This is a genomic window from Rathayibacter sp. AC182 (assembly GCF_979253875.1).
In genome coordinates this window covers 12,260-38,119 of the sequence record NZ_CEEDEK010000003.1, presented here as the reverse complement: position 1 = coordinate 38,119, position 25,860 = coordinate 12,260, and the positions used below count along the sequence as shown (strand labels likewise).

The window sequence follows — 25,860 nt, the reverse complement described above, 5'->3', positions numbered from 1 at the left end:
GCTCAGGAGGAGGTCGAACGGGCCCTCGAAGTTCGTGAGCGCGACCCGGAAGCCGCCTGACGACCCGGCGGCCGACTCCGGAGTGAGAACGGCCTCCAGGCGACCGCGCCACGCGAGATCAGCTCCCTGGCGAGCTGGCGGTACGCCGCCGCGGCCTTGTGCTCCGGCGCGAACTGCGTGATGGGCACCCCCGAGACGCTCGCGTCGGGGAACTTCACGGTGCGGCCGATCACCGTCTCGAGGACGCTGTCGCCGAACGCGTCGACGACGCGGTCGAGCACCTCGCGCGAGTGCAGCGTGCGCGAGTCGTACATGGTCGGCAGGATGCCGTCGAGCTCGATCGCGGGGTTCAGCCGGTCGCGGACCTTGTCGATCGTCTCGATCAGCAGCGCCACGCCGCGCAGCGCGAAGAACTCGCACTCGAGCGGGATGAGCACGCCGTGGCTCGCGGTCAGCGCGTTCACGGTGAGCAGGCCCAGCGACGGCTGGCAGTCGATCCAGGATCACGTCGTAGTCGGCGCTCACCTTGCGGAGCTTGCGCGGGCGAGGATCTGCTCGCGCGCGACCTCGTTGACGAGGTGCACCTCGGCGGCGGACAGGTCGATGTTGGCCGGGATCACGTCGAGCCCGGGCACCCGGGTCGAGCGGATCGCCTCGGCGGGGTCCTTCACGGTGCCCAGGAGCAGGTCGTAGATGGTGACCGCGTCGTACGTCGCGACACCGAGACCGGCGGACAGCGCGCCCTGCGGATCGAAGTCGATGGCCAGCACGCGGCGGCCGTACTCGGCGAGGGTCGCGCCCAGATTGATGGTGGTCGTCGTCTTGCCGACGCCGCCCTTCTGGTTGCAGAGCGAGATGATGCGGGCCGGACCGTGGCCCGTCAGCTCGACGGGGAGGTCGAAGTCGCGGAGGGGACGGCCGGTCGGGCCGAGCGTCGGGGCTTCGAGACCGGTGAGCTCGGTCCTGTCGTCCGTCTGGCGTGTCACCTGCGTCGTCCTCGCTTCCTGGGGCGTGCGCTCCCGCGCGGCCTGCGTCGAGTCTACCGACCCCCTCCGCCCCCGGCGCCGCGCCCCGCCGCCCGTGCCCCGTCCGAGCGGTCTCCACCACCCCGGCCCGTTGCCGCTGGTCGAGCAGCCCCGCAGGGGCGTCTCGGGACCTCCTGCCTCGAAGCGGGGTCGACCGCGCTCCCCCTCAGCGCCGCGCCCGAGGGTGCGCCGTCGTGTACACGTCGCGCAGCGTGTCCGCCGTCACCAGCGTGTAGATCTGCGTCGTGGCGACGGAGGCGTGTCCGAGTAGCTCCTGCACGACGCGCACGTCCGCTCCTCCGGCGAGCAGGTGCGTGGCGAAGGAGTGGCGGAAGGTGTGCGGTGAGATCTCCTGGTCGAGCCCCGCCTTCTCGGCGACCGCGCGGATGACGAGCCAGGCGCTCTGCCGGGACACGCCGGCCGCCCCGCACCCCCAGGAACAGCGCAGGAGTCGCGCGTCCGCGCCGCGACAGCTCCGGCCGAGCGCGCACCAGGTAGTCGTCGACCGCCTCCTCGCGTACCGCCCGAGCGGGACCATCCGCCGCTTCGATCCCTTGCCCGTCAGCCGCACGACCTCCGCGTCGAGCACGTCGTCGACGGTGAGGTCGACCGCCTCGGAGATGCGGGCGCCGGTCGCGTAGAGCAGCTCGAGCAGAGCGCGGTCGCGCATCTGCGCGAGCTCCTCGCCGCGGGACGCCTCGAGCAGGGCACCCATCTGCTCGACCGTGATCGCCTTGGGCAGCGTCATCGGGAGCTTCGGTGGGACGACGTCGTGCGCCACGTCGTCCTCGACCGGGGGCCCTCCTCGAGGGCGAAGCGGTGCAGTCCCCGCACGCTCGACAGGATCCGCGCGCGGGACGACGCCGCCAGGGGGCGCCCGGGACGTGCGGCGAGCCAGGCGGCGAAGTCCCCCACGTCCGAGCGCCGCAGAGCCGCGAGGTCCTGGATCCCGAGCTCCTCGAGACGGCCGAGGTAGAGCTCCAGATCACGACGGTAGGCCGCGATCGTGTGCGCCGAGAGTCCCCGCTCGACACTCGCCTGCCGGAGGAACGCCTCGACGCTCGCCCGGGGGGTCACCCCGGGGGTGGCGGACCCGCGGGTGGCGCGTCCACGGCGACGACGCGTCGCCGAGGCCCGCCCAGCCGCGCGAGCGGAAGGTGTGCGCGGCGAGTGCGGCGATCGTGAGCGACGGGTTCTGCACGCGCCGCGCGAGGACCGCCTCGACGAGGTCGTCGAGCGCGACCCAGCGCAGCTCCATGTCGGCCTCCTCCGCTTCCCGGTCGAAGGCCGAGCCGGTGCTCGAGAGGTCGCGGGCGAGGTAGATGCGGATGACCTCGTCGCTGCCACCGGGCGAGGTCGCGAACTCCGACAGCAGATCCCACCGGCCGGCCTGCAGGTCGGTCTCCTCGGCGAGCTCGCGCTGAGCGGCATCGAGCGCGTCCTCGCCCTCGATGTCGAGGAGACCCGCCGGGATCTCCCACTCGCGGGTGCGGACCGGGTGGCGGTACTGCTTGATCAGCGCGACGCGGTCCTGGTCGTCCAGAGCGAGCACCGCGACGGCGCCCGTGTGATCGAGGAACTCGCGGCGCAGCTCGCCGTCGCCGTAGCGGAAGGTCTCGGCGCGGACGCCCCAGACCATGCCGTCGAAGACGCTCTCGCTCGTCAGGATCTCGGGCTCGACGAGCTCGTCCGAGAGGCCGGAGTCACGCATCGTCGCCCGCCTCCGACGCGGGGAACAGGCGCGAGGCCTCCTGGCGCTCGAGCGCGGCCGTCACGAGCCCGCGGAAGAGCGGGTGCGCGTTGTTCGGGCGCGAACGCAGCTCGGGGTGCGCCTGCGTGCCGACGTAGAAGGGGTGCTTCCCGCGCGGCAGCTCGACGTACTCCACCAGCCGGCCGTCCGGCGAGGTGCCCGAGAACCACAGCCCGGCCTCGGCGATGCGGTCCCGGTACGCGTTATTGACCTCGTAGCGGTGGCGGTGGCGCTCGGCGGCCTCGGGCGCGCCGTAGACCTCGGCCACGATCGAGCCCTCGGCGAGCTCGGCGGTGTAGAGGCCGAGGCGCATCGTCCCGCCCATGTCGCCGGCGGCCAGGATCTCGACCTGCTCGGCCATCGTGGCGATGACGGGGAACTCGGTGCCGGGGTCGAACTCCGAGGAGGACGCCCCCTCGAGCCCCGCCTCGTTGCGCGCGTACTCGATCACCATGCACTGCAGGCCGAGGCACAGTCCCAGCGTCGGGATCCCGTTCTCGCGGGCGAAGCGGAGCGCGCCGAGCTTGCCCTCGATACCGCGGATGCCGAAACCGCCGGGCACGCAGATGCCGTCGAGCTCGGACAGCGCCTTGGACGCCGCCTCCGGGTCCTCGAGTCCGTCCGAGGCGATCCAGCGGATCGCGACCTTCGCCTGCTGGGCGAAACCGCCCGCGCGCAGGGCCTCGGTCACCGAGAGGTAGGCGTCGGGCAGGTCGATGTACTTGCCCACCAGGCCGATCGTGACCTCGTGCTTGGGCTCGTGGACCGCCTCGAGGAGCTTGGACCAGCCGTCCCAGACGACCTCGCCGGCCTCGAGGCCGAGCTGGTCGATGATGTAGGAGTCCAGGCCCTGCTCGTTGAGCATCTCCGGGATCTCGTAGATCGACGCGACGTCCTTGGCGTTCACGACGGCCTGCTCGTCGACGTCGCACATCAGCGCGATCTTGCGCTTGTTCGACTCCGAGACCGGGCGGTCGCTGCGCAGCACGAGCGCGTCCGGCTGGATGCCGATGGAGCGCAGCGCGGCGACGGAGTGCTGCGTGGGCTTGGTCTTCTGCTCTCCGAGGCGCCCATGAACGGCACCAGCGAGACGTGCACGAAGAAGACGTTCCGCCGACCGAGCTCGTGGCGCACCTGGCGTGCCGACTCGATGAACGGCTGGCTCTCGATGTCGCCGACCGTTCCGCCGATCTCGGTGATGATCACGTCGGGCTGCGGGTCGTCCTCGGCCTGCAGGCGCATGCGGCGCTTGATCTCGTCGGTGATGTGCGGGATGACCTGCACCGTGTCGCCGAGGTACTCCCGCTCGCTCCCGGGCGATCACGCGCGAGTAGATCTGGCCGGTCGTGACGTTCGCGGCCTGGTTGAGGTTGATGTCGAGGAAGCGCTCGTAGTGACCGATGTCGAGGTCGGTCTCCGCGCCGTCGTCCGTCACGAAGACCTCGCCGTGCTGGAACGGGTTCATCGTGCCCGGATCGACGTTGAGGTACGGGTCGAGCTTCTGCATCACGACCCGGAGCCCGCGCGCGGTCAGCAGGTTGCCCAGGCTCGCGGCCGTGAGGCCCTTGCCCAGGAGGAGACGACCCCACCCGTGACGAAGATGTGCTTCGTGATCTTCGAGGGCGGAGTGCCCGGCCGTCGAGGAGTCGTTAGAGGAGTCTGAAGAGCCCGAGTTCGAAATGTCCACCACGGGCTTCCACCCTAACAGCAGTTGCCGCCGACCACTCCGGTCGGGCCGGATCAGCTCCGACGACCGGTCTCGAGCAGCTCGCGCGCGTGGGCCAGGGCGTTCTCCGAGTCGGTCAGACCGGGACAGCAGGCGCGCCATCTCCGACACGCGCGCCTCCGGGTCCAGCTGCGTGACCGCGCTCGAGGTGACGGAGCCGTCCGAGCCCTTCTCGACCCGCAGGTGGTTGTTCGCGAAGGCGGCCACCTGCGCGAGGTGGGTCACCACGATCACCTGCGAGGTCTCGGCCAGCCGAGCGAGTCGCCGGCCGATCTCGATCGCCGCGGCGCCTCCCACTCCCGCGTCGACCTCGTCGAAGACGAAGGTGGGCACAGGGTCGTTGGCCGCGACGACGACCTCGATCGCCAGCATGACCCGCGAGAGCTCGCCTCCGGACGCGCCCTTGGCCAGCGGACGGGGAGTCGCCCCGACGTGCGGCGCCAGGAGCATCTCGACGGAGTCACGACCGTGCGCGGTCGCCTCCCCCGCCGTGCTGACCCGGACGTGCAGCCGGGCGTCGCCCATCGCGAGGGCGGTCAGCTCGTCGCTGACCCGCTCGCCCAGCTCCTCCGCCGCGGCGGTGCGCAGCTCGGTGAGCCGCGTCGCCAGCCGGTCGACCAGGTCGGCGTCGGCCGCGGTGTCCGCTTCGAGTGCCGCGATCCGCTCGTCATCGCCGTCGAGCTCGAGCAGCCGCAGTCCGGAGGAGTCGACGAGATCGAGCACGTCGTCGAGCGTCGGCCCGTAGGTGCGCGCGAGCCGCGACAGCTCGGCGCGCCGGTTCTCGATCAGCTCGAGGTCGTGCGCCCCGTCGAGGTCGAGCTCCGCGAGGTAGGACGAGAGGCTGCCGGCGACGTCGACGAGCAGGACGGACGCCTCGCTCAGCGTCTGCACCGTCGGCTGGAGGGCGGCGTCGTGCTCGGCCGCGCGCTCGAGCACGCGGCGGGCGAGATCGAGCAGCCCCAGCGCGTCCCGGCCGTCGAGCTCCTCGGACGGGATCGACTCGCGCGCCTCGCCCGCCGCCAGTCGCAGCTGCTCGATGCTCCCGAGCCGCTCGGACTGGGCCGCGAGCTCGACGTCCTCTCCGCGCTGCGGAGCGACGACCTCGATCTCGGCGAGGGCGGTGCGGAGGCGCTCGGCCTCGCGAGCGCGCGCCTCGCGTGCCGTGGTCAGCTCGTCCAGCTCTTCCCGTTGCGCCCGCCAGCGCTCGAACGCGCTGCCGTAGTCGCGGAGCGCCTCGGCGAGCTCCGCCCCACCGAACCGGTCGAGCGCGTCCCGCTGCGCGGCCGCCGAGCGGAGGCGGATCTGATCGGACTGCCCGTGCACCACGACGAGCTGGTCGGCCAGCTCCGAGAGCACGCTGACGGGCGCACCGCGGCCGCCCACGACCGCGCGACCGCGCCCCTCCGCCGACACCGAGCGCGCGAGGAGCAGCTCGGGACCGTCGAGGTCCCCGCCGGCGTCCCGGACCCGATCAGCCACAGCGCCGTCCTCCTGGACGACCCAGCGCCCGGACACCCAGGCCTGCTTGCTCCCCGAACGGACGGCGGACGCGTCGGAGCGCGCACCGAGCACCAGCCCGAGTGCGGTCACGACCATCGTCTTGCCCGCTCCGGTCTCACCGGTCACGGCGGTGAAACCGGGACCGAGCGGGAGGGTCGCCTCGGCGATGACGCCGAGGTCGCGGATCTGCAGCTCTTCGAGCATCGTGGTGATCACTCCGTCTCCGTCGACCCCCGCCATCCGCGGATGGGGAGACCGAACTTGTGCACCAGGCGGTCGGTGAAGGGGGCGTCGTGGAGCCGCGCGAGTCGCACCGGGAGGGGCGAGCGCCGGAACACGACGCGCGCTCCCGGCGGCAGCTCGTAGGTCCTGCGGCCGTCGGCCCACAGCACGCCGACTCCGTCGGTGCGCTCCTTCACCTCGACGGCGAGGCTCGGCTCCGGCCCCACCACGAGCGGACGCGCGAACAGGGCGTGGGCGCTGAGCGGCACCAGGAGCATCGCCTCGAGGGTCGGCCACACGACGGGGCCGCCGCCGGAGAACGCGTAGGCGGTCGAACCGGTCGGAGTGGAGACGACGATGCCGTCGCAGCCGAAGCTCGAGAGCGGTCGCCCGTCGACGCCCACCATGACCTCGAGCATCCGCTCGCGGCTGCCCTTCTCGACGGTGGCCTCGTTGAGCGCCCACGTCTCGTAGACGACGCGCTCGTCGATCTTCACGCGGACCCGGAGCGTCATCCGCTCCTCCACCCCGTAGTCGCCGTCGAGCGCGCGCGCGACCGCGTCGTCGAGGTCGTCGCGCTCGCTCTCGGCGAGGAAGCCCACGTGACCGAGGTTCACGCCGAGCAGCGGAGCCGTCCCGGTGCGCGCGATCTCGGCGGCGCGGAGGATGGTGCCGTCCCCGCCGAGGACGAAGACGAGCTCGACATCGGACAGGGCGACATCGGAGCCGAGGACGGCGACGTCCGACAGCGACGGGGACGCGGCGACGATGTCTCCCTTGTCGTCTCCGCAGAGCACCGGCCGGGCACCGGAGCCGCGCAGACGGTGGATCACGAGGATCGCCGCTTCGAGGGAGTCCTTCCGGCCCGTGTGGGCGACGACGAGGATGTTGCGCTCCTGCGGAGGGGACTGCATCGAGAGGGTGTCCTCCAGGTAGGTCGACGTCGGCCGACCGCCCGCATCACCCGATGGTGAGCGCGGTGACCGCGTCCCTCCATTCTGTCGGAATCGTTCCGCGGTCGCGGTGGAGGTGCGCGAGATACTCATGATTCCCAGCGCTTCCGGGTAATGGGGAGGACACCAGGCCGACGACGCCGAGACCCAGGTCCCAGGCGGCCCAGAGCACGTCCGAGAGCGCTTCGCGCCGCAGCTCCGGATCCCGCACGATGCCTCCTTCACACCCGTCCGGCCGACCTCGAACTGCGGCTTCACAAGCACGACGAAGTCGGCCAGCGGATCCACGGACGCGGCCACCGCCGGCAGCACCATCGTCAGCGAGATGAACGAAACGTCCGACACGACCAGGTCGGGGACCACCGCCGTCCGTGCGGCAGCCGCGAGGGACGCCGCCGTCATGTCGCGAGCGCTGGAACCCCTCGACGACGTGGACCCTTTCGTCCGAACGGAAGAGCGCGGCGCGAGCTGCGCATGCCCCACATCCAGAGCGATGACGGATGCTGCTCCTCGTTCGAGCAGCACCTGCGAGAAGCCGCCGGTCGATGCTCCGACATCGAGAGCGTGAGCACCCCGGACGCGCACCGTCGGGAAGCTGTCGAGAGCCCCCAGGAGCTTGTGCGCTGCCCGACTCACGTAGTGATCGAGCCCCGCCACCGTGATGTCCTGATCCGGTCGTACCCGAAGAGAGGCTTGAGCGCCGGCACTCCGTCGACACCGACGAGCGCGTCGGCGACCAGCCTCGACGCGTGAGTGCGCGAGCGCGCGATCCCACGATCGGCCAGCGCCGCGTCGAGGCCGGCTGTCCCCGGGTGCGTCCTCGGAAGCGGAGTCGCTCATCGCCGCTCGTCCGCGCCCTCGAGCCACATCCGAGTCGCTCCTGCAGTTCGCCGTAAGACGCCGCCCTCGTGGCGAGGGCCTGATCCTCGATGAGCTCGAGTCGGTCGACGAGACCGTCCAGAGGGCGCCGCTGTGATCGTCGTCCTGCATCGGGTCTTCCCGTCATGTCCTCCACCCTAGAACCGGCGACTCCGAGCGTCCCGCGCACTCGTCATCGAGCACGCTGCGTCTTCTCGGAGGCCGACGGATCGGCGGGAAGAACAGCGATGGCCACCCGGTGTCTGGGTGGCCATCGTGATGGCGTCCGGCGGTGTCCTACTCTCCCACAGGGTCCCCCTGCAGTACCATCGGCGCTGAGAGTCTTAGCTTCCGGGTTCGGAATGTGACCGGGCGTTTCCCTCTCGCTATAGCCGCCGTAACCCTTGCGACACACCCGCCAGCTAGTGCCGGTGGGGGTCAAATCTTGGGGTTACACGTCTTGCGTGTATTCAATTATGTCGCACCACCCTCACAGGGTGGTGCGGTGCCCGTCTTCTGGGAACCACAAAGTGGACGCGAGCAATCTTCTGACCACTCCTACCAGCCTTTACAACGGTATGAGTGTAGTGATTGTCAAGTTATCGGCTTATTAGTACCGGTCAGCTCCGACAGTCTTTAGTCCTGTCTTCCACATCCGGCCTATCAACCCAGTAATCTGGCTGGGAGCCTCTCCCCCGAAGGGATGGAAATCTCATCTCGAAGCCGGCTTCCCGCTTAGATGCTTTCAGCGGTTATCCGTTCCGAACGTAGCTAATCAGCGGTGCTCCTGGCGGAACAACTGACACACCAGAGGTTCGTCCATCCCGGTCCTCTCGTACTAGGGATAGATCTTCTCAAATTTCCTACGCGCGCAGCGGATAGGGACCGAACTGTCTCACGACGTTCTAAACCCAGCTCGCGTACCGCTTTAATGGGCGAACAGCCCAACCCTTGGGACCTACTCCAGCCCCAGGATGCGACGAGCCGACATCGAGGTGCCAAACCATGCCGTCGATATGGACTCTTGGGCAAGATCAGCCTGTTATCCCCGAGGTACCTTTTATCCGTTGAGCGACAGCGCTTCCACAAGCCACTGCCGGATCACTAGTCCCGACTTTCGTCCCTGCTCGACTTGTCAGTCTCACAGTCAAGCTCCCTTGTGCACTTACACTCGCCACCTGATTGCCAACCAGGTTGAGGGAACCTTTGGGCGCCTCCGTTACTTTTAGGAGGCAACCGCCCCCAGATTAAGACTACCCATCAGGCACTGTCCCTGAACCCGATTAGGGTTCGAAGTTAGATATCCAGAGTGACCAGAGTGGTATTTCAACAATGACTCCACGAACACTAGCGTGCCCGCTTCACAGTCTCCCACCTATCCTACACAAGCCACACCGAACACCAATACCAAACTATAGTAAAGGTCACGGGGTCTTTCCGTCCTGCTGCGCGTAACGAGCATCTTTACTCGTAATGCAATTTCGCCGAGTTCGCGGTTGAGACAGCTGGGAAGTCGTTACGCCATTCGTGCAGGTCGGAACTTACCCGACAAGGAATTTCGCTACCTTAGGATGGTTATAGTTACCACCGCCGTTTACTGGGGCTTAAATTCTCAGCTTCGCCTTGCGGCTAACCGTTCCTCTTAACCTTCCAGCACCGGGCAGGCGTCAGTCCGTATACATCGTCTTGCGACTTAGCACGGACCTGTGTTTTTAGTAAACAGTCGCTTCCCACTGGTCTCTGCGGCCATCGAACGCTCCCGGAGCAAGTCCGTTCACGCCTCAGGCCCCCTTCTCCCGAAGTTACGGGGGCATTTTGCCGAGTTCCTTAACCACGATTCTCTCGATCTCCTTGGTATTCTCTACCTGACCACCTGAGTCGGTTTGGGGTACGGGCAGCTAGAACCTCGCGTCGATGCTTTTCTTGGCAGCATAGGATCACCGATTTCGACTTGCGTCTACCCATCAGATCTCAGGCTTAGTGAACGACGGATTTGCCTATCGTTCGCCCTACATCCTTAGACCGGGACAACCATCGCCCGGCTCGGCTACCTTCCTGCGTCACACCTGTTAATACGCTAAACGCACCAGCACGGGGTCGTACGCTAGGCCCAACGCTTCACCCCGAAGGGATCCATCAGAGGGATTCAGATACTTAGCACTACTGGATTGTCTTGGGCGGTTCTTCGCCGGTACGGGAATATCAACCCGTTGTCCATCGACTACGCCTGTCGGCCTCGCCTTAGGTCCCGACTTACCCAGGGAAGATTAGCTTGACCCTGGAACCCTTGGTCTTCCGGAGGACGGGTTTCTCACCCGTCTTTCGCTACTCATGCCTGCATTCTCACTCGTGTGGCGTCCACGGCTGGTTCACACCGCCGCTTCACTCGCCACACGACGCTCCTCCTACCCATCAACACGGCTGGACCACGAAGGCCTACCACAAAATGTCAATGCCACAACTTCGGTGGCGTGCTTGAGCCCCGTTACATTGTCGGCGCGGAATCACTTGACCAGTGAGCTGGTTACGCACTCTTTCAAGGGTGGCTGCTTCTAAGCCAACCTCCTGGTTGTCTGTGCAACTCCACATCCTTTCCCACTTAGCACGCGCTTAGGGACCTTAGTTGGTGGTCTGGGTTGTTTCCCTCTCGACTATGAAGCTTATCCCCCACAGTCTCACTGCTGCGCTCTCACTTACCGGCATTCGGAGTTTGGCTGACGTCAGTAAGCTTTTGGGCCCCATCGGCCATCCAGTAGCTCTACCTCCGGCAAGAAACACGCAACGCTGCACCTAAATGCATTTCGGAGAGAACCAGCTATCACGAAGTTTGATTGGCCTTTCACCCCTATCCACAGCTCATCCCCTCCATTTTCAACTGAAGTGGGTTCGGTCCTCCACGACGTCTTACCGTCGCTTCAACCTGGCCATGGATAGATCACTTCGCTTCGGGTCTAGACCCTGCGACTAAAATCGCCCTATTCGGACTCGCTTTCGCTACGGCTGCCCCACACGGGTTAACCCTCGCCACAGAGCACTAACTCGCAGGCTCATTCTTCAAAAGGCACGCCGTCACCCCAACAAGGAGGCTCCGACGGTTTGTAAGCAAACGGTTTCAGGTACTATTTCACTCCCTCCCGGGGTACTTTTCACCTTTCCCTCACGGTACTTGTCCGCTATCGGTCATCTGGGAGTATTTAGGCTTATCAGGTGGTCCTGACAGATTCACACGGGATTTCTCGGGCCCCGTGCTACTTGGGATACTCTTCACGCCATAACACCATTTCGACTACGGGGCTCGCACCCGCTCTGGCCAGGCATTCAAACCTGTTCGTCTATGATGCGCTGTAACGTTCCGTGCTCGGCAGAGACACGACGAAAAGTCCCACAACCCCGACCATGCAACCCCTGCCGGGTATCACACATGGCTCGGTTTAGCCTCTTCCGCGTTCGCTCGCCACTACTAACGGAATCACTGTTGTTTTCTCTTCCTGTGGGTACTGAGATGTTTCACTTCCCCACGTTCCCTCTACCCGCCCTATATATTCAGGCGGGAGTCACCAGGTCACCACAAGGGGCCTGGCGGGGTTTCCCCATTCGGAGATCCTCGGATCACAGCTCGTTTATCAGCTCCCCGAGGCTTATCGCAGATTACGACGTCCTTCTTCGGCTCCAGATGCCAAGGCATCCACCGTTTGCTCTTAAAACTTGAAAATCACATGAGTTAAGAACTACAATTCGAAGATTGCAGATTTCAATGATTTGCAGGAACACCCGAAAGCATCCCTGCGCCTCCATCGACCCAACACCCGAAAGTGTTGAATCTAAAGATGCTCGCGTCCACTGTGTAGTTCTCAAAATACGGGCGGTACCCTCCCCCACACACCCAGGCATGGAGAAAGGATCCAGAAGGTCGACCCGAACCACCCGAAGGCAGCCGGCCCGGTCCCTCAGGACCCAACAGCGTGCGTGTGCAGCTCTCACCCGTACCGTGCGTTCCCAACCCGAAGGCTGTACTGACACGAGACGAACTCGACCTGCACCCAGTTCAATGTTCCACCCATGAGCTACCAGCGAAGACATTCGCTTCGATCTGGCGCCTGGAACACACAACGCTCACAAGGAACGCGGTGTCCAGATGCTCCTTAGAAAGGAGGTGATCCAGCCGCACCTTCCGGTACGGCTACCTTGTTACGACTTAGTCCTAATCACCGATCCCACCTTCGACGGCTCCCTCCCACAAGGGGTTAGGCCACCGGCTTCGGGTGTTACCGACTTTCATGACTTGACGGGCGGTGTGTACAAGGCCCGGGAACGTATTCACCGCAGCGTTGCTGATCTGCGATTACTAGCGACTCCGACTTCATGAGGTCGAGTTGCAGACCTCAATCCGAACTGAGACCGGCTTTTGGGATTCGCTCCACCTTACGGTATCGCAGCCCTTTGTACCGGCCATTGTAGCATGCGTGAAGCCCAAGACATAAGGGGCATGATGATTTGACGTCATCCCCACCTTCCTCCGAGTTGACCCCGGCAGTCTCCTATGAGTTCCCACCATGACGTGCTGGCAACATAGAACGAGGGTTGCGCTCGTTGCGGGACTTAACCCAACATCTCACGACACGAGCTGACGACAACCATGCACCACCTGTATACCGACCTTGCGGGGCAACCATTTCTGGAAGTTTCCGGTATATGTCAAGCCTTGGTAAGGTTCTTCGCGTTGCATCGAATTAATCCGCATGCTCCGCCGCTTGTGCGGGCCCCCGTCAATTCCTTTGAGTTTTAGCCTTGCGGCCGTACTCCCCAGGCGGGGAACTTAATGCGTTAGCTGCGACACGGAGACCGTGGAAAGGTCCCCACATCTAGTTCCCAACGTTTACGGCGTGGACTACCAGGGTATCTAATCCTGTTCGCTCCCCACGCTTTCGCTCCTCAGCGTCAGTAACGGCCCAGAGAACTGCCTTCGCCATCGGTGTTCCTCCTGATATCTGCGCATTCCACCGCTACACCAGGAATTCCATTCTCCCCTACCGCACTCTAGTCTGCCCGTACCCACTGCAGGCCCGAGGTTGAGCCTCGGGTTTTCACAGCGAACGCGACAAACCGCCTACGAGCTCTTTACGCCCAATAATTCCGGACAACGCTTGCACCCTACGTATTACCGCGGCTGCTGGCACGTAGTTAGCCGGTGCTTTTTCTGCAGGTACCGTCAAACCGAAGTCCTTCTTCCCTACTAAAAGAGGTTTACAACCCGAAGGCCGTCATCCCCCACGCGGCGTTGCTGCATCAGGCTTTCGCCCATTGTGCAATATTCCCCACTGCTGCCTCCCGTAGGAGTCTGGGCCGTGTCTCAGTCCCAGTGTGGCCGGTCACCCTCTCAGGCCGGCTACCCGTCGTCGCCTTGGTGAGCCATTACCTCACCAACAAGCTGATAGGCCGCGAGTCCATCCTTGACCGAAAAACTTTCCACCCGCACCCGATGCCGGGAGCAGGTCGTATCCGGTATTAGACGCCGTTTCCAGCGCTTATCCCAGAGTCAAGGGCAGGTTACTCACGTGTTACTCACCCGTTCGCCACTAATCCACCCAGCAAGCTGGGCTTCATCGTTCGACTTGCATGTGTTAAGCACGCCGCCAGCGTTCGTCCTGAGCCAGGATCAAACTCTCCGTAAAAAAATTTACGACAACCAAACCCCGAAGAGAAGGAAGTCAAGTTTGACCTCTAGCAAATAAGACATCATTACTGACATCAATTTCCAAAGGAATCCCAACCAGATCAAAAACCCGGCCGGGGTATAAAATTGGCATTGAACATAGTGCACGCTGTTGAGTTCTCAAGAATCGGACACACCCCGCCTCCACACCACAAAAGGTGCTTCACAACGAGAGTGATCGAAGATGTTGCGATCGAGGCCCGGAGGCTCTCGATTTGATTATGGCTGCCAGAACCGGTTATGCTTATCAGAACCGCAGTTCCGAAGACGCCCCCGTGGCAACTTGACTAACTTAGCACGTCCGCTCGCCGTGTCAAATCGGCGTCTTCGTGATGTCAGCGGCGGAGTTCGTTCACACGAACGAGACGATCTCGCGATCGCCTTCCGACACCTCCATCCGCTCGTCGTGATCGTTGCCGATGACGGTGTCGCAGTGAAGCCGGGACGGAGGTCCTGCGGAGGCTTTACATCTTACGCTCGCGATCCGAGGCCTTCAAGAGACGAATCTCCGGCAGTCCGTGGAGCGAGGGGATGGTCCCCGCTTGAGGTCGACGACCGGGTCTCGACGCTCTGCGTCCGACTCTCGCTCGCCGCTCCTTTGGGGTGACGAGGGGTTTACATTGCGTCGATGTTTCGGGGGCCCGCAAGTCGCTCGGAACCCGGGCGTGTCGCGTTCGTCAGCTGCTCTCGGCGACGAACGCGCCGGCACAGCTCTTCTTGCCTCGGCGCAGCACGGCGATGCCGTCGATCAGCGGGAGGTCGCCGAGAACCGCGGCGTCGTCCGCGACGACGACGTTGTTCACCGAGATCCCGCCCTGCGCGATCCCCCGACGCGCCTCCCCCAGGCTCCCCGCGAGACCGGTGTCGACGATCGCCTGGATCACGGGCATCGAGCGCTCGGCTCCGATGGTCCGCACCGACTCGAGGGCACCGCGGAGGATCGAGGGATCGATGCCCTCGAGCGTTCCGCGCCCGAAGAGGGCGGAGGCGGCGTCCATCACCTGGCGCGTCACGGTCTCTCCGTGGACCAGCGACGTGACCTCCCACGCGAGGGCGCGCTGCGCTTCGCGCTTGAAGGGCGCCGCAGCGGTCGCCTCCGCGAGACGCTCGATCTCGACCCGGGGCAGGAAGGTGAAGACCTTCAGTCGATCGACGACGTCGTCGTCGTCGACGTTGAGCCAGAACTGGTAGAAGGCGTACGGGCTGGTGAGCTCCGGGTCCAGCCAGACGGCGTTGCCCTCGCTCTTGCCGAACTTGGTGCCGTCGGAGTTCATCACCAGGGGCGTGCCGATCGCGTGGACCGAGACGCCCTCCGTGCGGTGGATGAGGTCGGTCCCGCTCGTGAGGTTGCCCCACTGGTCGCTGCCCCCGGTCTGGAGCACGCGGTCGTACTGGCGGTAGAGCTCGAGGAAGTCCAGTCCCTGGAGGATCTGGTAGCTGAACTCCGTGTAGCTGATGCCGGCGTCCGAGTTCGGCCGCGCGCTCACGGCGTCCTTCTTGAGCATGGTGCCCACTCGGAAGTGCTTGCCGATCTCCCGGAGGAAGTCGATCGCCGAGAGGGGCGCCGTCCAGTCGAGGTTGTTCACCAGGCGCAGCGCGTTCTCCCCCTCCGTGGAGAGGAACCTCCGGACCTGGCCCTGGAGGCGCTGGACCCACTCCGTCACGGTCTCGCGCGAGTTCAGCGTCCGCTCGGCGGTGGGCCGCGGGTCGCCGATGAGGCCCCGTCGAGCCCCGACGAGACCGAGCGGCCGATGGCCGGCCAGCTGGAGCCGGCGCATCCAGGATGAGCTGGACGAGGTTGCCCAGGTGCAGGCTCGGCGCGGTCGGGTCGAATCCGCAGTAGTAGGTGATCGGGTCGCCGGCGAGGAGGTCCCGGAGCAGGTCGCGATCGGTCGAGACGTGGACGGACCCGCGCCAGACGATCTCGTCCCACACGGTCTCGAAGGCCGCGTCCAGCAGGGGGTGCGCGGAGGAGCCGTGGACAGACTGATCGATCACGCGTCCAGGGTATCGCTCGCGCGCCCGACCTCCGGGCAGGGGTCAAGCGCTCGGGCTTGATGTTGTGAGATCAAGCCTGGATACTTGTCCTGGGAGGCCCTCGTGTTCGTCATCACCGCGGATCAGCGCGACAGCAGACGCGATCGCGACCGCGTCGACGACGCCATCGCCCGGCTGCTGCAGGAGCATGCGAGCGGGTTCGTCCTTCCGCCCGAGCGGACCGCGGGAGACGAGTTCCAGTTCGTCCTCGACCGCGCCGAGGTCGTCGTCGCCCTCGTCCTGGCGCTGCACCGCACCGGTCACTGGAGCATCGGGCTGGGCATCGAGGTCCGTGGAGCGCCCCCTCCCCGGACCACTCGTGCGGCCACCGGCTCAGCGCACTTCGCGGCGCGTCGGGCGGTCGAGGCGGCGAAGACCCGGCCGAGCCGCTTCGACGGACCCCGATGACGTCGACGGCCATCCCCTCTCCCGCCGACGCGCAGGCGCTGATCGACCCGCTGCTGCACCTGCGCGACTCCCGGTCCGACGCGGGATGGGAGATCGTCGACCTCCTCGCCGCCGGGCGCAGCCGAAGGACGCCGCGGAACGGCTCGCCGTCACCCCGCAGGCCGTGAGTCTGCGGGTGCGCGCGGCCAGTGCGCGCGTGGACGCCCCGGCCTCCGCGGCCCTCGCGCGGCTCCTGACGGTGGTCGACCGTACGCTCGACCCCATCGACGAGAGGACCGAGCGATGACGATGCTCCCCACCGCACTCCCCGACGCCGTGACCGCCTCCGTGCAGTCCGTCGCCTGGACGGGAGTCGTCCTCGTCCTCGTCGCGGCTCTCGTCGGCACCGTGCTCGCCCTGCGCCTGCGGCGGCCGGTCCTGGCGTGGATCGGGATCGGCGGTGTGGCGGCGGCGTTCCTCCTCACGGGGCTCGCCGGGTCCTCCGCGCCGGTGCCGGTCGCTCTGCTCATCGCGACGGCGGCCTTCGCGATCGCCGTGCTCGGCGGCGGGCCCGTGGTGCTGCTCACCCTGGATCTGGCCACGGCCGACGCTCGGGCGGGCGCCCACGGCGGCATCATGATCGCGGCGCCGCGCTCCCCGTCGGCCACGAGCGCGTCGCCCAGCGCCATCGGCCAGCCGATCGAGGTGCTCCGCGGCGGCACGACCATCGGGCTCCTCGAGCGCATCGCGACCGCCGGCGCCCTCATGAGCGGGATCCCCGAGGGCGTGGCCGTGGTGGTCGCGGTGAAGGGCGTCGGCCGCTTCAGCGAGCTCGCCTCCTCGGAGGCGCGTGAGCGCTTCATCATCGGCACCCTCGCCAGCCTCGCGTGGTCGGCCGCGCTCGGACGCTCGCACGGCTCTACCTCGCGGGCTGAGCTCCCGCGCGCCGGCGCGGCACGGCACGGCGGTACGGCGACACCGTGGGCTCGCCGGCGATCGCGAACCGCCACGGGTACTCCTCGCCTCCTCCGGTCCGGCGACTCCGGTCCGAGGGGTGGCGGTGATCGCGACCGCCTCCCGCCGCGGCCGCAGCTCGAAGGACTCCTCGAGGGATCCCCCGACTCCGACAGCAGCACGCCGAGGCGCGCGTCAGCCGGGCGGGGCCGCGGGCGAGATCCCGATCCGTCACCGCTGGGCGCCGGGACCGGGCGAGGGGCAGGCCCTCCACGATCTCGCCGGCGCGCAGCAGCACGGCCGACGCCGTTCCCGCGGGAGCGCAGACGATGTTCACGCACGTGTGCATGCCGTACGTGGTAGGCGTACACCGTGCCCGGCTCGCCGAACATCGGCGCCGTGCGGTCGGTCCGGCGCCGGTAGGCGTGCGAGCCCGGGTCCTCGCCGACCCCGAGGTAGGCCTCGACCTCGGTGAGTCGCACGGCGACCCGGACACTCGGGCTGCGATGCACGAGGACGCAGCCCAGCAGGTCCGGCGCCACCTCGAGCGCCGAGCGGCGGAGGCCGATCGGCCGGGTCACGGCCTAGAAGAAGCTCTGACCCGAGACGAGCGTGACCACGACGACGGCGACGATGATCACCACGGCGACGGCCACCAGGATCCGCTGCTGCACCGGGCGCAGCGGGCGCCGGTCGTCGTCGTCGTCCTTCCGGAGCGTCATCAGCGCTCTCCCCGGGCGACGAGCGCGCGACGCGGACCCGTTCGGTGAGCTGGGCCAGCTGCTCCGCGACCCGCGCCGGAGCGGTGCCGCCGATCCCGTCGCGGCTGGCGACCGAGCCCTCGAGCGAGAGCACCGAGCGGACGTCCGGCGTCAGGAGCGGCGAGACCGCGGCGAGCTCCTCGTCGTCGAGCTCCTCCAGACCCCGGCCGCGCTGCTCGGCGGCCTTCACCAGCTCACCGGTGATCTCGTGCGCGTCCCGGAACGGCACGTGCTTCTTGACCAGCCACTCGGCGACATCGGTGGCGAGCGAGTACCCCCTGGGGCGCGAGCTCCGCCATGCGATCGGTGTGGAAGGTGAGGGTCGCGATCATCCCGCTGAACGCGGGCAGCAGTACCTCGAAGGTGGTGACCGAGTCGAAGACCGGCTCCTTGTCCTCCTGCAGATCGCGGTTGTAGGCCAGCGGCAGCGCCTTGAGCGTCGCGAGGAGCCCGGTCAGATTGCCGAGGGCCGACCCGCCTTGCCGCGCGCGAGCTCGGCGATGTCGGGGTTCTTCTTCTGCGGCATGATCGACGACCCCGTCGAGTAGCCGTCGTCGAGGGTGACGAAGGAACTCCCGGGTGTTCCAGAGGATGATCTCCTCGGCGATCCGCGAGACGTCGACGCCGATCATCGCGGCGACGAACGCGAACTCCGCGACGAGGTCCCGGCTCGCCGTCCCGTCGATCGAGTTGGGGACGCTGGCGGCGAAGCCGAGCTCGGCGGCGACGGCGCCGGCGTCGAGGCCGAGCGTCGATCCGGCGAGGGCACCCGACCCATAGGGCGAGACGTCGGCCCGGACGCCCCAGTCGCGGAGGCGCTCCGGATCGCGCAGCAGCGCCCATGCGTGGGCGAGCAGATGGTGCGCCAGGAGCACGGGCTGAGCGTGCTGGAGGTGCGTGCGGCCCGGCATGATCGCGGAGGTGAGCCGAGGCCTGCGCGGCGATCGCATCGATGAGCTGGACGACCTGCTCGGAGACGACGGCGGCGTGGTCGCGGAGGTACATCCGCACGAAGGTCGCGATCTGGTCGTTGCGCGACCGGCCCGCCCGCAGCTTGCCGCCGAGCTCGGGGCCGGCCTCGATCATCAGGCCGCGCTCGGGCACCGTGTACGTCCTCGTCGGACTCCTCGGCGACGAAGCGGCCGTCGACGACGTCCGCGCGCAGGCGCTCGAGGGCGTCGAGCATCTGCTGGAGCTCGACCTCGTCGAGGTACCCGGCTGCGGCGAGCGCCCGCGCGTGCGCACGGGATCCGGCGAGGTCGTACTCGGCCAGCTGCCAGTCGAAGTGCGTGGACTTCGAGAGGGCCGCGAGCTCGGGCGAGGGCCGCCGGCGAAGCGGCCGCCCCAGAGCGCACCGGCCTCGCCCGCGCGGGCGGAGGGTCGTTCCGTCATGGTTCTCCTCGGTTCGGCTGTCGAGTCTACTGAGCGGCGGCGGGCTCGCCCGCGCGCTCGAGAGCCAGACGAGCAGGGCCTTCTGGGCGTGGAGACGGTTCTCGGCCTCGTCCCAGATCACGCTCTGAGAGCCGTCGATCACGTCGGCGGTGACCTCGTACCCGCGGTCCGCGGGGAGGCAGTGGAGGAAGAGGGCGTCCGGAGCCGCGGCGCATCGTCCCGGCGTCGACGCGGTAGGCGCCGAAGGTATCGAGCGCTGCGCTTTCTCCTCCTCCTTGCCCATCGACACCCAGGTGTCGGTGATCACGATGTCGGAACCGGTCGCCCCGCGGCGGGGTCGGTCGTCGTCGTCGCGATCCTCCGTGGTCGCGGCGATGCGCTGCGCGTCGGCCAGCACCTCGGGGTCGGGCGCGTAGGTGTCCGGCGAGACGATCCGCACGTGCATGCCCGCCGTCGCTCCGGCGAGCAGGTAGGAGTGCGCCATGTTGCTCGCGCCGTCGCCGAAGAAGGTGAGCGTGAGACCGGCGAGGCGGCCGCGGTGCTCGCGGATCGTGAGCAGGTCGGCCAGCAGCTGGCACGGGTGGAACTCGTCGGACAGCGCGTTGACGACGGGCACGCGGGTCGCCGCGGGCCATCTCCAGCCCCGACTGCGCGTAGGTGCGCCACACGATCGCGGCCACCTGTCGCTCGAGCACCCTGGCGGTGTCCGACGCCGTCTCCTTGCCGCCGAGCTGGCTGCTGGCGGTCGAGATGATGAGCGGGGCACCGCCGAGATCGGCGATGCCGACGGCGAAGGACACCCGGGTCCTGGTCGAGGACTTGTCGAAGATCACGGCGACGGTCTGCGGACCCTCGAGCGGCTTCCTCGACCACCGGTCGCGCTTGAGCTCGAGGGCGAGATCGAGGATCTCGGCCTGCTCGGCGAGGGTGATGTCGTCGTCGCGGAGGAAGTGGCGGGTCACGGGAGCGGGTCGCTTTCGGTCGAGGAGTGGTCGGAGGTGAGGGTCGGGAGCGCCCGCGCGAAGCGGACGGCGAAGTCGTCGACGTCGGCGGCCGAGACGATCAGCGGCGGCGCGAGGCGGATGCTCGACTCGTTCGCGGCGTTCACGATGAGTCCTTCCGCGAGGGCCGCCGCCGCGAGCTCCGCGGCGACGGGCTCGGTGAGGGCGATGCCCAGCAGCAGCCCCGCACCGCGGACGCCGCCGATGAGCGAGAGGACAGGGCGTCGACGGCCCGGACGATCTGCGCACCGCGCTCGCGGGCGTTGGCGAGCAGTCCGGCCCGTTCGATCTCGCCCAGGACTGCTCCCGCGACAGCGGTCGCCAGCGGGTTGCCGCCGAACGTGCTGCCGTGGTGCCCCTTCTGGAACAGCTCCGAAGCCCGGCCGAAGGTCACGAGCGCGCCGACGGGGAACCCGCCGCCCAGACCCTTGGCGAGCGTGATCGCATCCGGGACGATGCCGGCGCGCTGGTAGGCGAACCAGTGGCCCGTGCGGCCGACGCCGGTCTGGATCTCGTCGACGATCAGGAGGACGCCGTGCTCGCGGGTCAGCTCCCGTGCGCGCTCGAGGAAGCCGTCGGGCAGCGGGATCACCCCCGCCTCCCCCTGGATCGGCTCGACGACGAGAGCCGCGACCGAGGTGTCGAGCGCGGACTCGAGGGCCTCGATGCTCGCGTCGATGTGCTCCACGCCTGCCGGCATCGGCTCGAACGGCGCCCGCATCGCGGCCTTGCCCGTCAGCGCCAGGGCGCCCATGGTGCGCCCGTGGAAGGCGTTGCGGAGTGCGAGGATCCGAGGGCGGGCCCCGCCCTCGACGTTCAGGCGCGCCAGCTTGAACGCGGCCTCGTTCGCCTCGGTGCCGGAGTTCGCGAAGTAGACGCGCCCCTCCTCCCCCGCGCCGGTGAGCTCGCGGAGCTTCTCGGCGAGCGCGATCTGCGGCGCGGTGGCGAAGTAGTTCGACACGTGGGCGAGCGACGCCGATTGACGGCTGACCGCCTCCACGAAGACCGGATGGGCGTGCCCGAGCGAGTTGACGGCGATGCCGCCGAGGAAGTCGAGGTACTCCCGACCGTCGACGTCCCAGACGCGGCAGCCCTCTCCGCGCTCGAGGACGGCGAGCGGAGGGGCGAACGTCCGCATCATCGCGGACGCGTAGCGCTGCTGCGCCTCGTCCGCGCGGGAGTCGACCGCGGTGGAGCCGGGGGTGTCGGAGGGCATGACGGACCTTTCTGAACGAGCGGACCGGCCGGGGCGGCCGTCGGTGCACGGACCCGGGAGGGCGCGCGCTCGGGCCGGGGCCGCTGAGGGTCAGCGGCCCGACGTTCGCTCCCGGTCGTCCGGTCGGGGCGAGGCGACGACCTCGGTGCCGATGCCCTCGCTGGTGAACACCTCGAGGAGGACGGAGTGCGCGAGCCGCCCGTCGATGATCGCGGCCTTGGGCACACCGCCCTGCACGGCGTCGAGGCACGCCGTCATCTTCGGGATCATGCCGGACTCGAGGGAGGGAGCAGGTCGATGAGCTCGTCGGAGGAGATCTGCGAGACCAGCGAGTCGCGATCCGGCCAGTCGGAGTAGAGGCCCGCGACGTCGGTCAGGATGACGAGCTTCTCGGCCCCGAGCGCGACGGCGAGCGCAGCCGCGGCCGCATCGGCGTTGACGTTGAGCGACTGCGTCGGATCGTCGGAGTCGGGGGCGATCGAGGAGACCACCGGGATGCGCCCGGCCTCGAGCTGCGCGAGGACGGCAGCGGGGTCGACGGCGACGACGTCGCCGACGAGACCCAGATCGTGCTCGACGCCGTCGAGGACGACCCCGCGCCGACGCCCGAGGAACAGACCGGCGTCCTCCCCGGAGATGCCGGCGGCCAGCGGTCCGTGCTCGTTGATGCGCCGGACGATGTCGCGGCTGATCTGCCCGGTGAGCACCATTCGGACGACCTCCATCGCCTCGGGACTCGTCACGCGGTACCCGCCGCGGAACTCGCTCGTGATGCCGAGCCGGTCGAGCATCCGGGAGATCTGCGGACCGCCGCCGTGCACGACGACCGGCCGGATGCCGGCGTAGCGCAGGTAGACGATGTCCTGCGCGAAGGCGCGCTGCAGCTCCTCCGACACCATTGCGTTGCCGCCGAACTTGATCACCATCGTGCGCCCGTGGAAGCGCTTGAGCCAGGGCAGCGCCTCGATCAGGGTGCCCGCCTTGAGCCCGGCCTCCTCGCGCAGGGCGATGCCCTCGGCCTCGGTGTGGGTGTCGTGGTCCATGTCCGCCTCAGCTCGAGTAGGCCGAGTTCTCGTGCACGTAGTCGTGCGTGAGGTCGTTCGTCCAGACGGTCGCCGTCGCGGGGCCCGCGTGCAGGTCGATGTCGACCGAGACGGACCTCGGCGCGAGGTCGACGAGGTCCCGGCTCTCGAACGGCTCGCCGGCGCGGCAGACCTGCACGCCGTTGATGGCGACGTCGATGCCGTACGGGTCGAACTCGGCGTCGGTGGTGCCGACCGCGGCCAGGACTCGGCCCCAGTTGGGATCGTTGCCGAAGATCGCGGCCTTGAACAGGTTGCTCCGCGAGACGGCGCGGGCGACGACCACGGCCTCGTCCTCGCTCGCGGCGTTCAGCACGCGGATCGCGACGTCGTGCGCCGCCCCTCGGCGTCGGCCTGCAGCTGGAGGGTGAGGTCGCGGCACACCTCGGTGAGCGCGGCGGTGAAGGCGTCGACCGAGGGGCTCACTCGCTCGCACCGCTCGCGAGCAGCGCCACGGTGTCGTTCGTCGACATGCAGCCGTCGGAGTCGAGTCGGTCGAAGGTCACCCGGGTCGCCGACCGGAGCGCGGTGTCGAGCTCCGCGGAGTCGAGGACCGCATCGGTCGTGATCACCACGAGCATGGTCGCCAGCCCCGGCGCGAGCATTCCCGCGCCCTTGGCCATGCCGCCGATGCTCCAGCCGTCGTCCGAGCGCACCGTCGCCTGCTTCGGGACCGTGTCGGTCGTCATGATCGCCCGGGCGGCGTCCTCGCCGGCCTCCGTCCCGGTGGCGCCGGGGAGTGCGGCCGCCGCGTCGGTCACTCCGCGCGTGATCTTCGCGAGGTCGAGCTGGTCGCCGATCAGCCCCGTGGAGCGCACGAGCACGTCACCGGCGGCGACGTCGAGCATCTCGCCGACGAGCTCGGCCGTGCGGTGCGTGACCTGGAACCCCTGCGCCCCGGTGTAGCGGTTGGCTCCGCCGGAGTTCAGGACGATCGCCGAGACGACGCCGTCGCGCATCACCTGCTCGCTCCAGAGCACCGGGTTCGCCTTGCAGCGGTTGCTGGTGAAGACGGCCGCGGCGTTCTGCAGCGGGCCGAGATTCTTGACCAGGGCGATGTCGCGCGCGCCGGTCGACTTCAGGCCGGCGACGACGCCGGCCGCCTCGAATCCTGGGTTGCTGCGGTGATGCTCACGGCGCGACTCCGTTCACGCTCAGGCCGAGGGACTCGTCGAGGCCCAGGGCGATGTTGGCGGACTGGATCGCGGCGCCCGCGGTGCCCTTGACCAGGTTGTCGATCGCGGTGACCGCGACGACGCGGCGGGCGCGCTCGTCGACGCCGACGCCCACGAGGGCGGTGTTCGCCCCGACCACGTCGGCCGTCCGGGGGAACGAGCCCTCGGGCAGCAGCTGCACGAAGGTCTCGTCGCCGTACGCGGACTCCTTCAGGCGGCGCGCGTCGTGCGCCGACACGCCGGGGGCGAGCCGCGCGGTGGACGTGGCGAGGATGCCGCGCGACATCGGCACGAGGACGGGCGTGAAGGAGATCGAGACCGAGGGCCCGCTCCCGCGAGCGCGAGGTTCTGCCGGATCTCGGGGTCGTGCCGGTGGGCGCCGCCCAGCCCCGTAGGCGGTGGGCGGAGCCGAGCAGCTTCGCCTCGCTCGCGAGCAGATCGGTGCGCAGGCTCTTGCCCGCCCCGGAGGGCCGACGGCCAGCACCGAGACGAGGTCGCCCGGCTTCCGCGATGGCCCCGCGTATCCGAGCGAGCCCGGAGCGTGATCGCGGTCACGTTGCAGCCCGGAACGGCGATGCGCCGCACGCCCTCGAGCCGCTCGCGCTGCTTGCGTCCGGGCCGCCCCCGATGAGGAGCTCGGGGAGCCCGTAGGGCCGCGCCCCGGCGAACTCGCCGCCGTAGTAGCTCTTGGCCCAGTCCTGCTCGGTCGGTCAGCCGGTGGTCGGCGCCGCGGTCGGCGACGAGGACGTCGTCGGGGAGCGTCGCCGTGATCTCGCCGGATAGCCTGCCGTGCGGGAGGGCGAGGAAGACCACGTCGTGGCCGGCCAGGTTCTTCGGTCGTCGTGTCGACGAGCGTCAGGTGGCGCAGCGAGCGCGCCGAGGTGGGGCTGCACGGCGATGAGGTGGCTGCCCGGCGTTGGCGTGCGCCGCGACGGTGCGCACCTCGGAACCCGGGGTGCTCGGCGAGCAGGCGCAGGGGCTCGCCGCCCGCGTATTTCCCTCGCTCGCACCGGCGACCGCCACGGAAAAGTCATGCCCGACAGCCTGGTCCGTGCAGGACGCGATCGGTGCGGTCGCCGGCTCTCGCGGGCCGACGACCGCGGCGATCAGTCGCGCAGTCGCGCGCCGAAGCGCTCGGCCGCGACCGCGACTCCGCTCTCCTTCGACGCGGTCGCCTCGGCTGCGGTGAGGGTGCGATTCGGCGGCGCGCAGGCGGAGCGCGAAGAGCCCCTCCTCCAGGCCCGCGCCGGCGTAGTCGTCGACCAGGCGGATCAGGACTCGGCGGTACATCCCGGCGCCGTCGGCGACGGCCGATCCGGACGTCCTCGGCCGCCACCTCGACGGGCACGACGAGCGAGAGGTCCTGCGTCGCGCGGGGAGGGCGCCGACGGGTCGCGCGACGACGGCGGCTCCGGCCCGGGCGAGGACGGGATCGAGGCCGAGCTCGACGACGGCGACCCGGCGGGGCAGGTCGAGCTCCTCCGCCAGCGCGGGGAGCAGCTCGCCCCGCGTACCCGACGACGGAGTCGCCCAGTGAGGATCTCGGCGGTGCGGCCCGAGGTGCAGCGCGGCGTGCGAGCCTTGGCGGACGACGAGGTCGACCCCGGCCGCGGCTCCGATCCGCCCGGACGACGTCGAGTGCGTCGCGCCAGTCGACGTCGCGCTGAGCGACCTCGGGCTGGCGCTCGACCGCGGCCCCCGTGAGCAGAGCCGCGACGTGCAGCGGCTGGGGCGGGATGCCCGGGCGTTCAGCGCGCGCTCGACCTCGGCCGACGGGCGCTCGGCCCTCGCGGGGAGCACGTCGGAGCCGAACGGCGCCGAGGCGTCGGGCAGGAACACCGTGCCTCCGTCTCGTAGATCGCGAAGGTCGGTCAGACCGCGCGACCGGTTGCGCGCGGCGACCTGCACGAGGCCCGGAGCAGCCGTGACGCGCAGCTGCGCGGCCGTCGCGTCGAGCGGGTCCCGCCAGGGTGACCCGCTGCACGGGCTCGCCGGTGGGCGAGCCGTAGCCGGTCGTTGAGAGCACGCGGGAGGAACGGGTAGGAGGCACGCCCTCGACGAGCCCCGACCGCCCGCGAGCGTCTGCGCGATGACGCGACGCAGGCGCT

8 protein-coding genes, 3 rRNA genes and 13 pseudogenes are annotated in these 25,860 nt (G+C 68.4%); 3 read left to right on the top strand and 21 right to left on the bottom strand.

What is annotated here, in order from left to right:
* Window positions 1–2: 2 nt before the first annotated feature.
* The 12 genes and pseudogenes from AC0CII_RS02915 to tyrS all read right to left on the bottom strand — a co-directional run bounded on the left by AC0CII_RS02915 (window position 3) and on the right by tyrS (window position 15,742).
* Window positions 3–986: pseudogene (locus AC0CII_RS02915) on the bottom strand (ParA family protein).
* Window positions 987–1,191: 205 nt separating this feature from the next.
* A complete protein-coding gene (locus AC0CII_RS02910) occupies window positions 1,192–1,806 on the bottom strand; it encodes a tyrosine-type recombinase/integrase (protein WP_465228639.1) in 615 nt (204 codons plus the stop codon).
* Window positions 1,770–2,102, bottom strand: coding sequence for a site-specific integrase (locus AC0CII_RS02905; protein WP_465228638.1), 333 nt, complete (start codon window positions 2,100–2,102; stop codon window positions 1,770–1,772). Before AC0CII_RS02905 ends, AC0CII_RS02910 begins: the two co-directional genes overlap by 37 nt.
* The gene (locus tag AC0CII_RS02900) at window positions 2,011–2,736 is read right to left on the bottom strand and encodes an NUDIX domain-containing protein (protein ID WP_465228637.1); all 726 of its coding nucleotides are present in this window, start codon (window positions 2,734–2,736) and stop codon (window positions 2,011–2,013) included. The genes AC0CII_RS02905 and AC0CII_RS02900 overlap by 92 nt, the downstream gene beginning before the upstream one ends.
* A pseudogene (locus AC0CII_RS02895) lies at window positions 2,729–4,389 on the bottom strand (CTP synthase). Before AC0CII_RS02895 ends, AC0CII_RS02900 begins: the two are co-directional and overlap by 8 nt.
* Before the next feature lie 253 nt (window positions 4,390–4,642).
* A pseudogene (gene recN / locus AC0CII_RS02890) lies at window positions 4,643–6,205 on the bottom strand (DNA repair protein RecN); the annotation flags it as partial.
* A gap of 8 nt (window positions 6,206–6,213) precedes the next feature.
* On the bottom strand, window positions 6,214–7,137 hold the full coding sequence (locus tag AC0CII_RS02885; RefSeq protein ID WP_465229018.1) for an NAD kinase: 924 nt from the start codon (window positions 7,135–7,137) through the stop codon (window positions 6,214–6,216).
* A 315-nt stretch (window positions 7,138–7,452) separates the two neighbouring features.
* Window positions 7,453–8,016: pseudogene (locus AC0CII_RS02880) on the bottom strand (SAM-dependent methyltransferase); the annotation flags it as partial.
* Window positions 8,017–8,318: 302 nt separating this feature from the next.
* Window positions 8,319–8,434: ribosomal RNA gene (rrf, locus tag AC0CII_RS02875) — 5S ribosomal RNA — on the bottom strand.
* 189 nt (window positions 8,435–8,623) lie between these two features.
* A 23S ribosomal RNA gene (locus AC0CII_RS02870) occupies window positions 8,624–11,746 on the bottom strand.
* 434 nt (window positions 11,747–12,180) lie between these two features.
* Window positions 12,181–13,706: ribosomal RNA gene (locus AC0CII_RS02865) — 16S ribosomal RNA — on the bottom strand.
* Together the 16S, 23S and 5S rRNA genes form the textbook arrangement of a ribosomal RNA operon.
* A gap of 718 nt (window positions 13,707–14,424) precedes the next feature.
* Window positions 14,425–15,742, bottom strand: a pseudogene (gene tyrS, locus AC0CII_RS02860) (tyrosine--tRNA ligase).
* 87 nt (window positions 15,743–15,829) lie between these two features.
* Here tyrS and AC0CII_RS02855 point away from each other — a divergent pair.
* From AC0CII_RS02855 to AC0CII_RS02845, 3 genes are all read left to right on the top strand, one after another.
* The gene (locus tag AC0CII_RS02855; RefSeq protein WP_465228636.1) at window positions 15,830–16,192 is read left to right on the top strand and encodes a hypothetical protein; all 363 of its coding nucleotides are present in this window, start codon (window positions 15,830–15,832) and stop codon (window positions 16,190–16,192) included.
* Window positions 16,189–16,359 (top strand): hypothetical protein, encoded by a 171-nt coding sequence (locus AC0CII_RS02850; protein WP_465228635.1) that lies wholly within the window; start codon window positions 16,189–16,191, stop codon window positions 16,357–16,359. Before AC0CII_RS02855 ends, AC0CII_RS02850 begins: the two co-directional genes overlap by 4 nt.
* A 255-nt stretch (window positions 16,360–16,614) precedes the next feature.
* On the top strand, window positions 16,615–17,025 hold the full coding sequence (locus AC0CII_RS02845) for a hypothetical protein (RefSeq protein ID WP_465228634.1): 411 nt from the start codon (window positions 16,615–16,617) through the stop codon (window positions 17,023–17,025).
* Window positions 17,026–17,090: 65 nt separating this feature from the next.
* Here the strand turns inward: AC0CII_RS02845 and AC0CII_RS02840 are convergent.
* The 9 genes and pseudogenes from AC0CII_RS02840 to AC0CII_RS02800 form a co-directional block, all read right to left on the bottom strand.
* Window positions 17,091–17,637, bottom strand: a pseudogene (locus tag AC0CII_RS02840) (DNA-3-methyladenine glycosylase).
* Between the two features lie 72 nt (window positions 17,638–17,709).
* A complete protein-coding gene (locus AC0CII_RS02835) occupies window positions 17,710–17,847 on the bottom strand; it encodes a hypothetical protein (protein ID WP_207405871.1) in 138 nt (45 codons plus the stop codon).
* Between the two features lie 25 nt (window positions 17,848–17,872).
* A pseudogene (gene argH, locus AC0CII_RS02830) lies at window positions 17,873–19,278 on the bottom strand (argininosuccinate lyase); the annotation flags it as partial.
* Window positions 19,279–19,339: 61 nt separating this feature from the next.
* Window positions 19,340–20,240: pseudogene (gene argF / locus AC0CII_RS02825) on the bottom strand (ornithine carbamoyltransferase); the annotation flags it as partial.
* A pseudogene (locus AC0CII_RS02820) lies at window positions 20,237–21,420 on the bottom strand (acetylornithine transaminase). The pseudogenes AC0CII_RS02820 and argF, both read right to left, overlap by 4 nt.
* A 165-nt stretch (window positions 21,421–21,585) precedes the next feature.
* Window positions 21,586–22,538: pseudogene (gene argB, locus AC0CII_RS02815) on the bottom strand (acetylglutamate kinase).
* A 7-nt stretch (window positions 22,539–22,545) separates the two neighbouring features.
* A pseudogene (gene argJ, locus AC0CII_RS02810) lies at window positions 22,546–23,712 on the bottom strand (bifunctional glutamate N-acetyltransferase/amino-acid acetyltransferase ArgJ).
* A pseudogene (gene argC / locus AC0CII_RS02805) lies at window positions 23,709–24,817 on the bottom strand (N-acetyl-gamma-glutamyl-phosphate reductase). Before argC ends, argJ begins: the two co-directional pseudogenes overlap by 4 nt.
* 432 nt (window positions 24,818–25,249) lie before the next feature.
* Window positions 25,250–25,660: pseudogene (locus tag AC0CII_RS02800) on the bottom strand (hypothetical protein); the annotation flags it as partial.
* Window positions 25,661–25,860 lie beyond the last annotated feature (200 nt).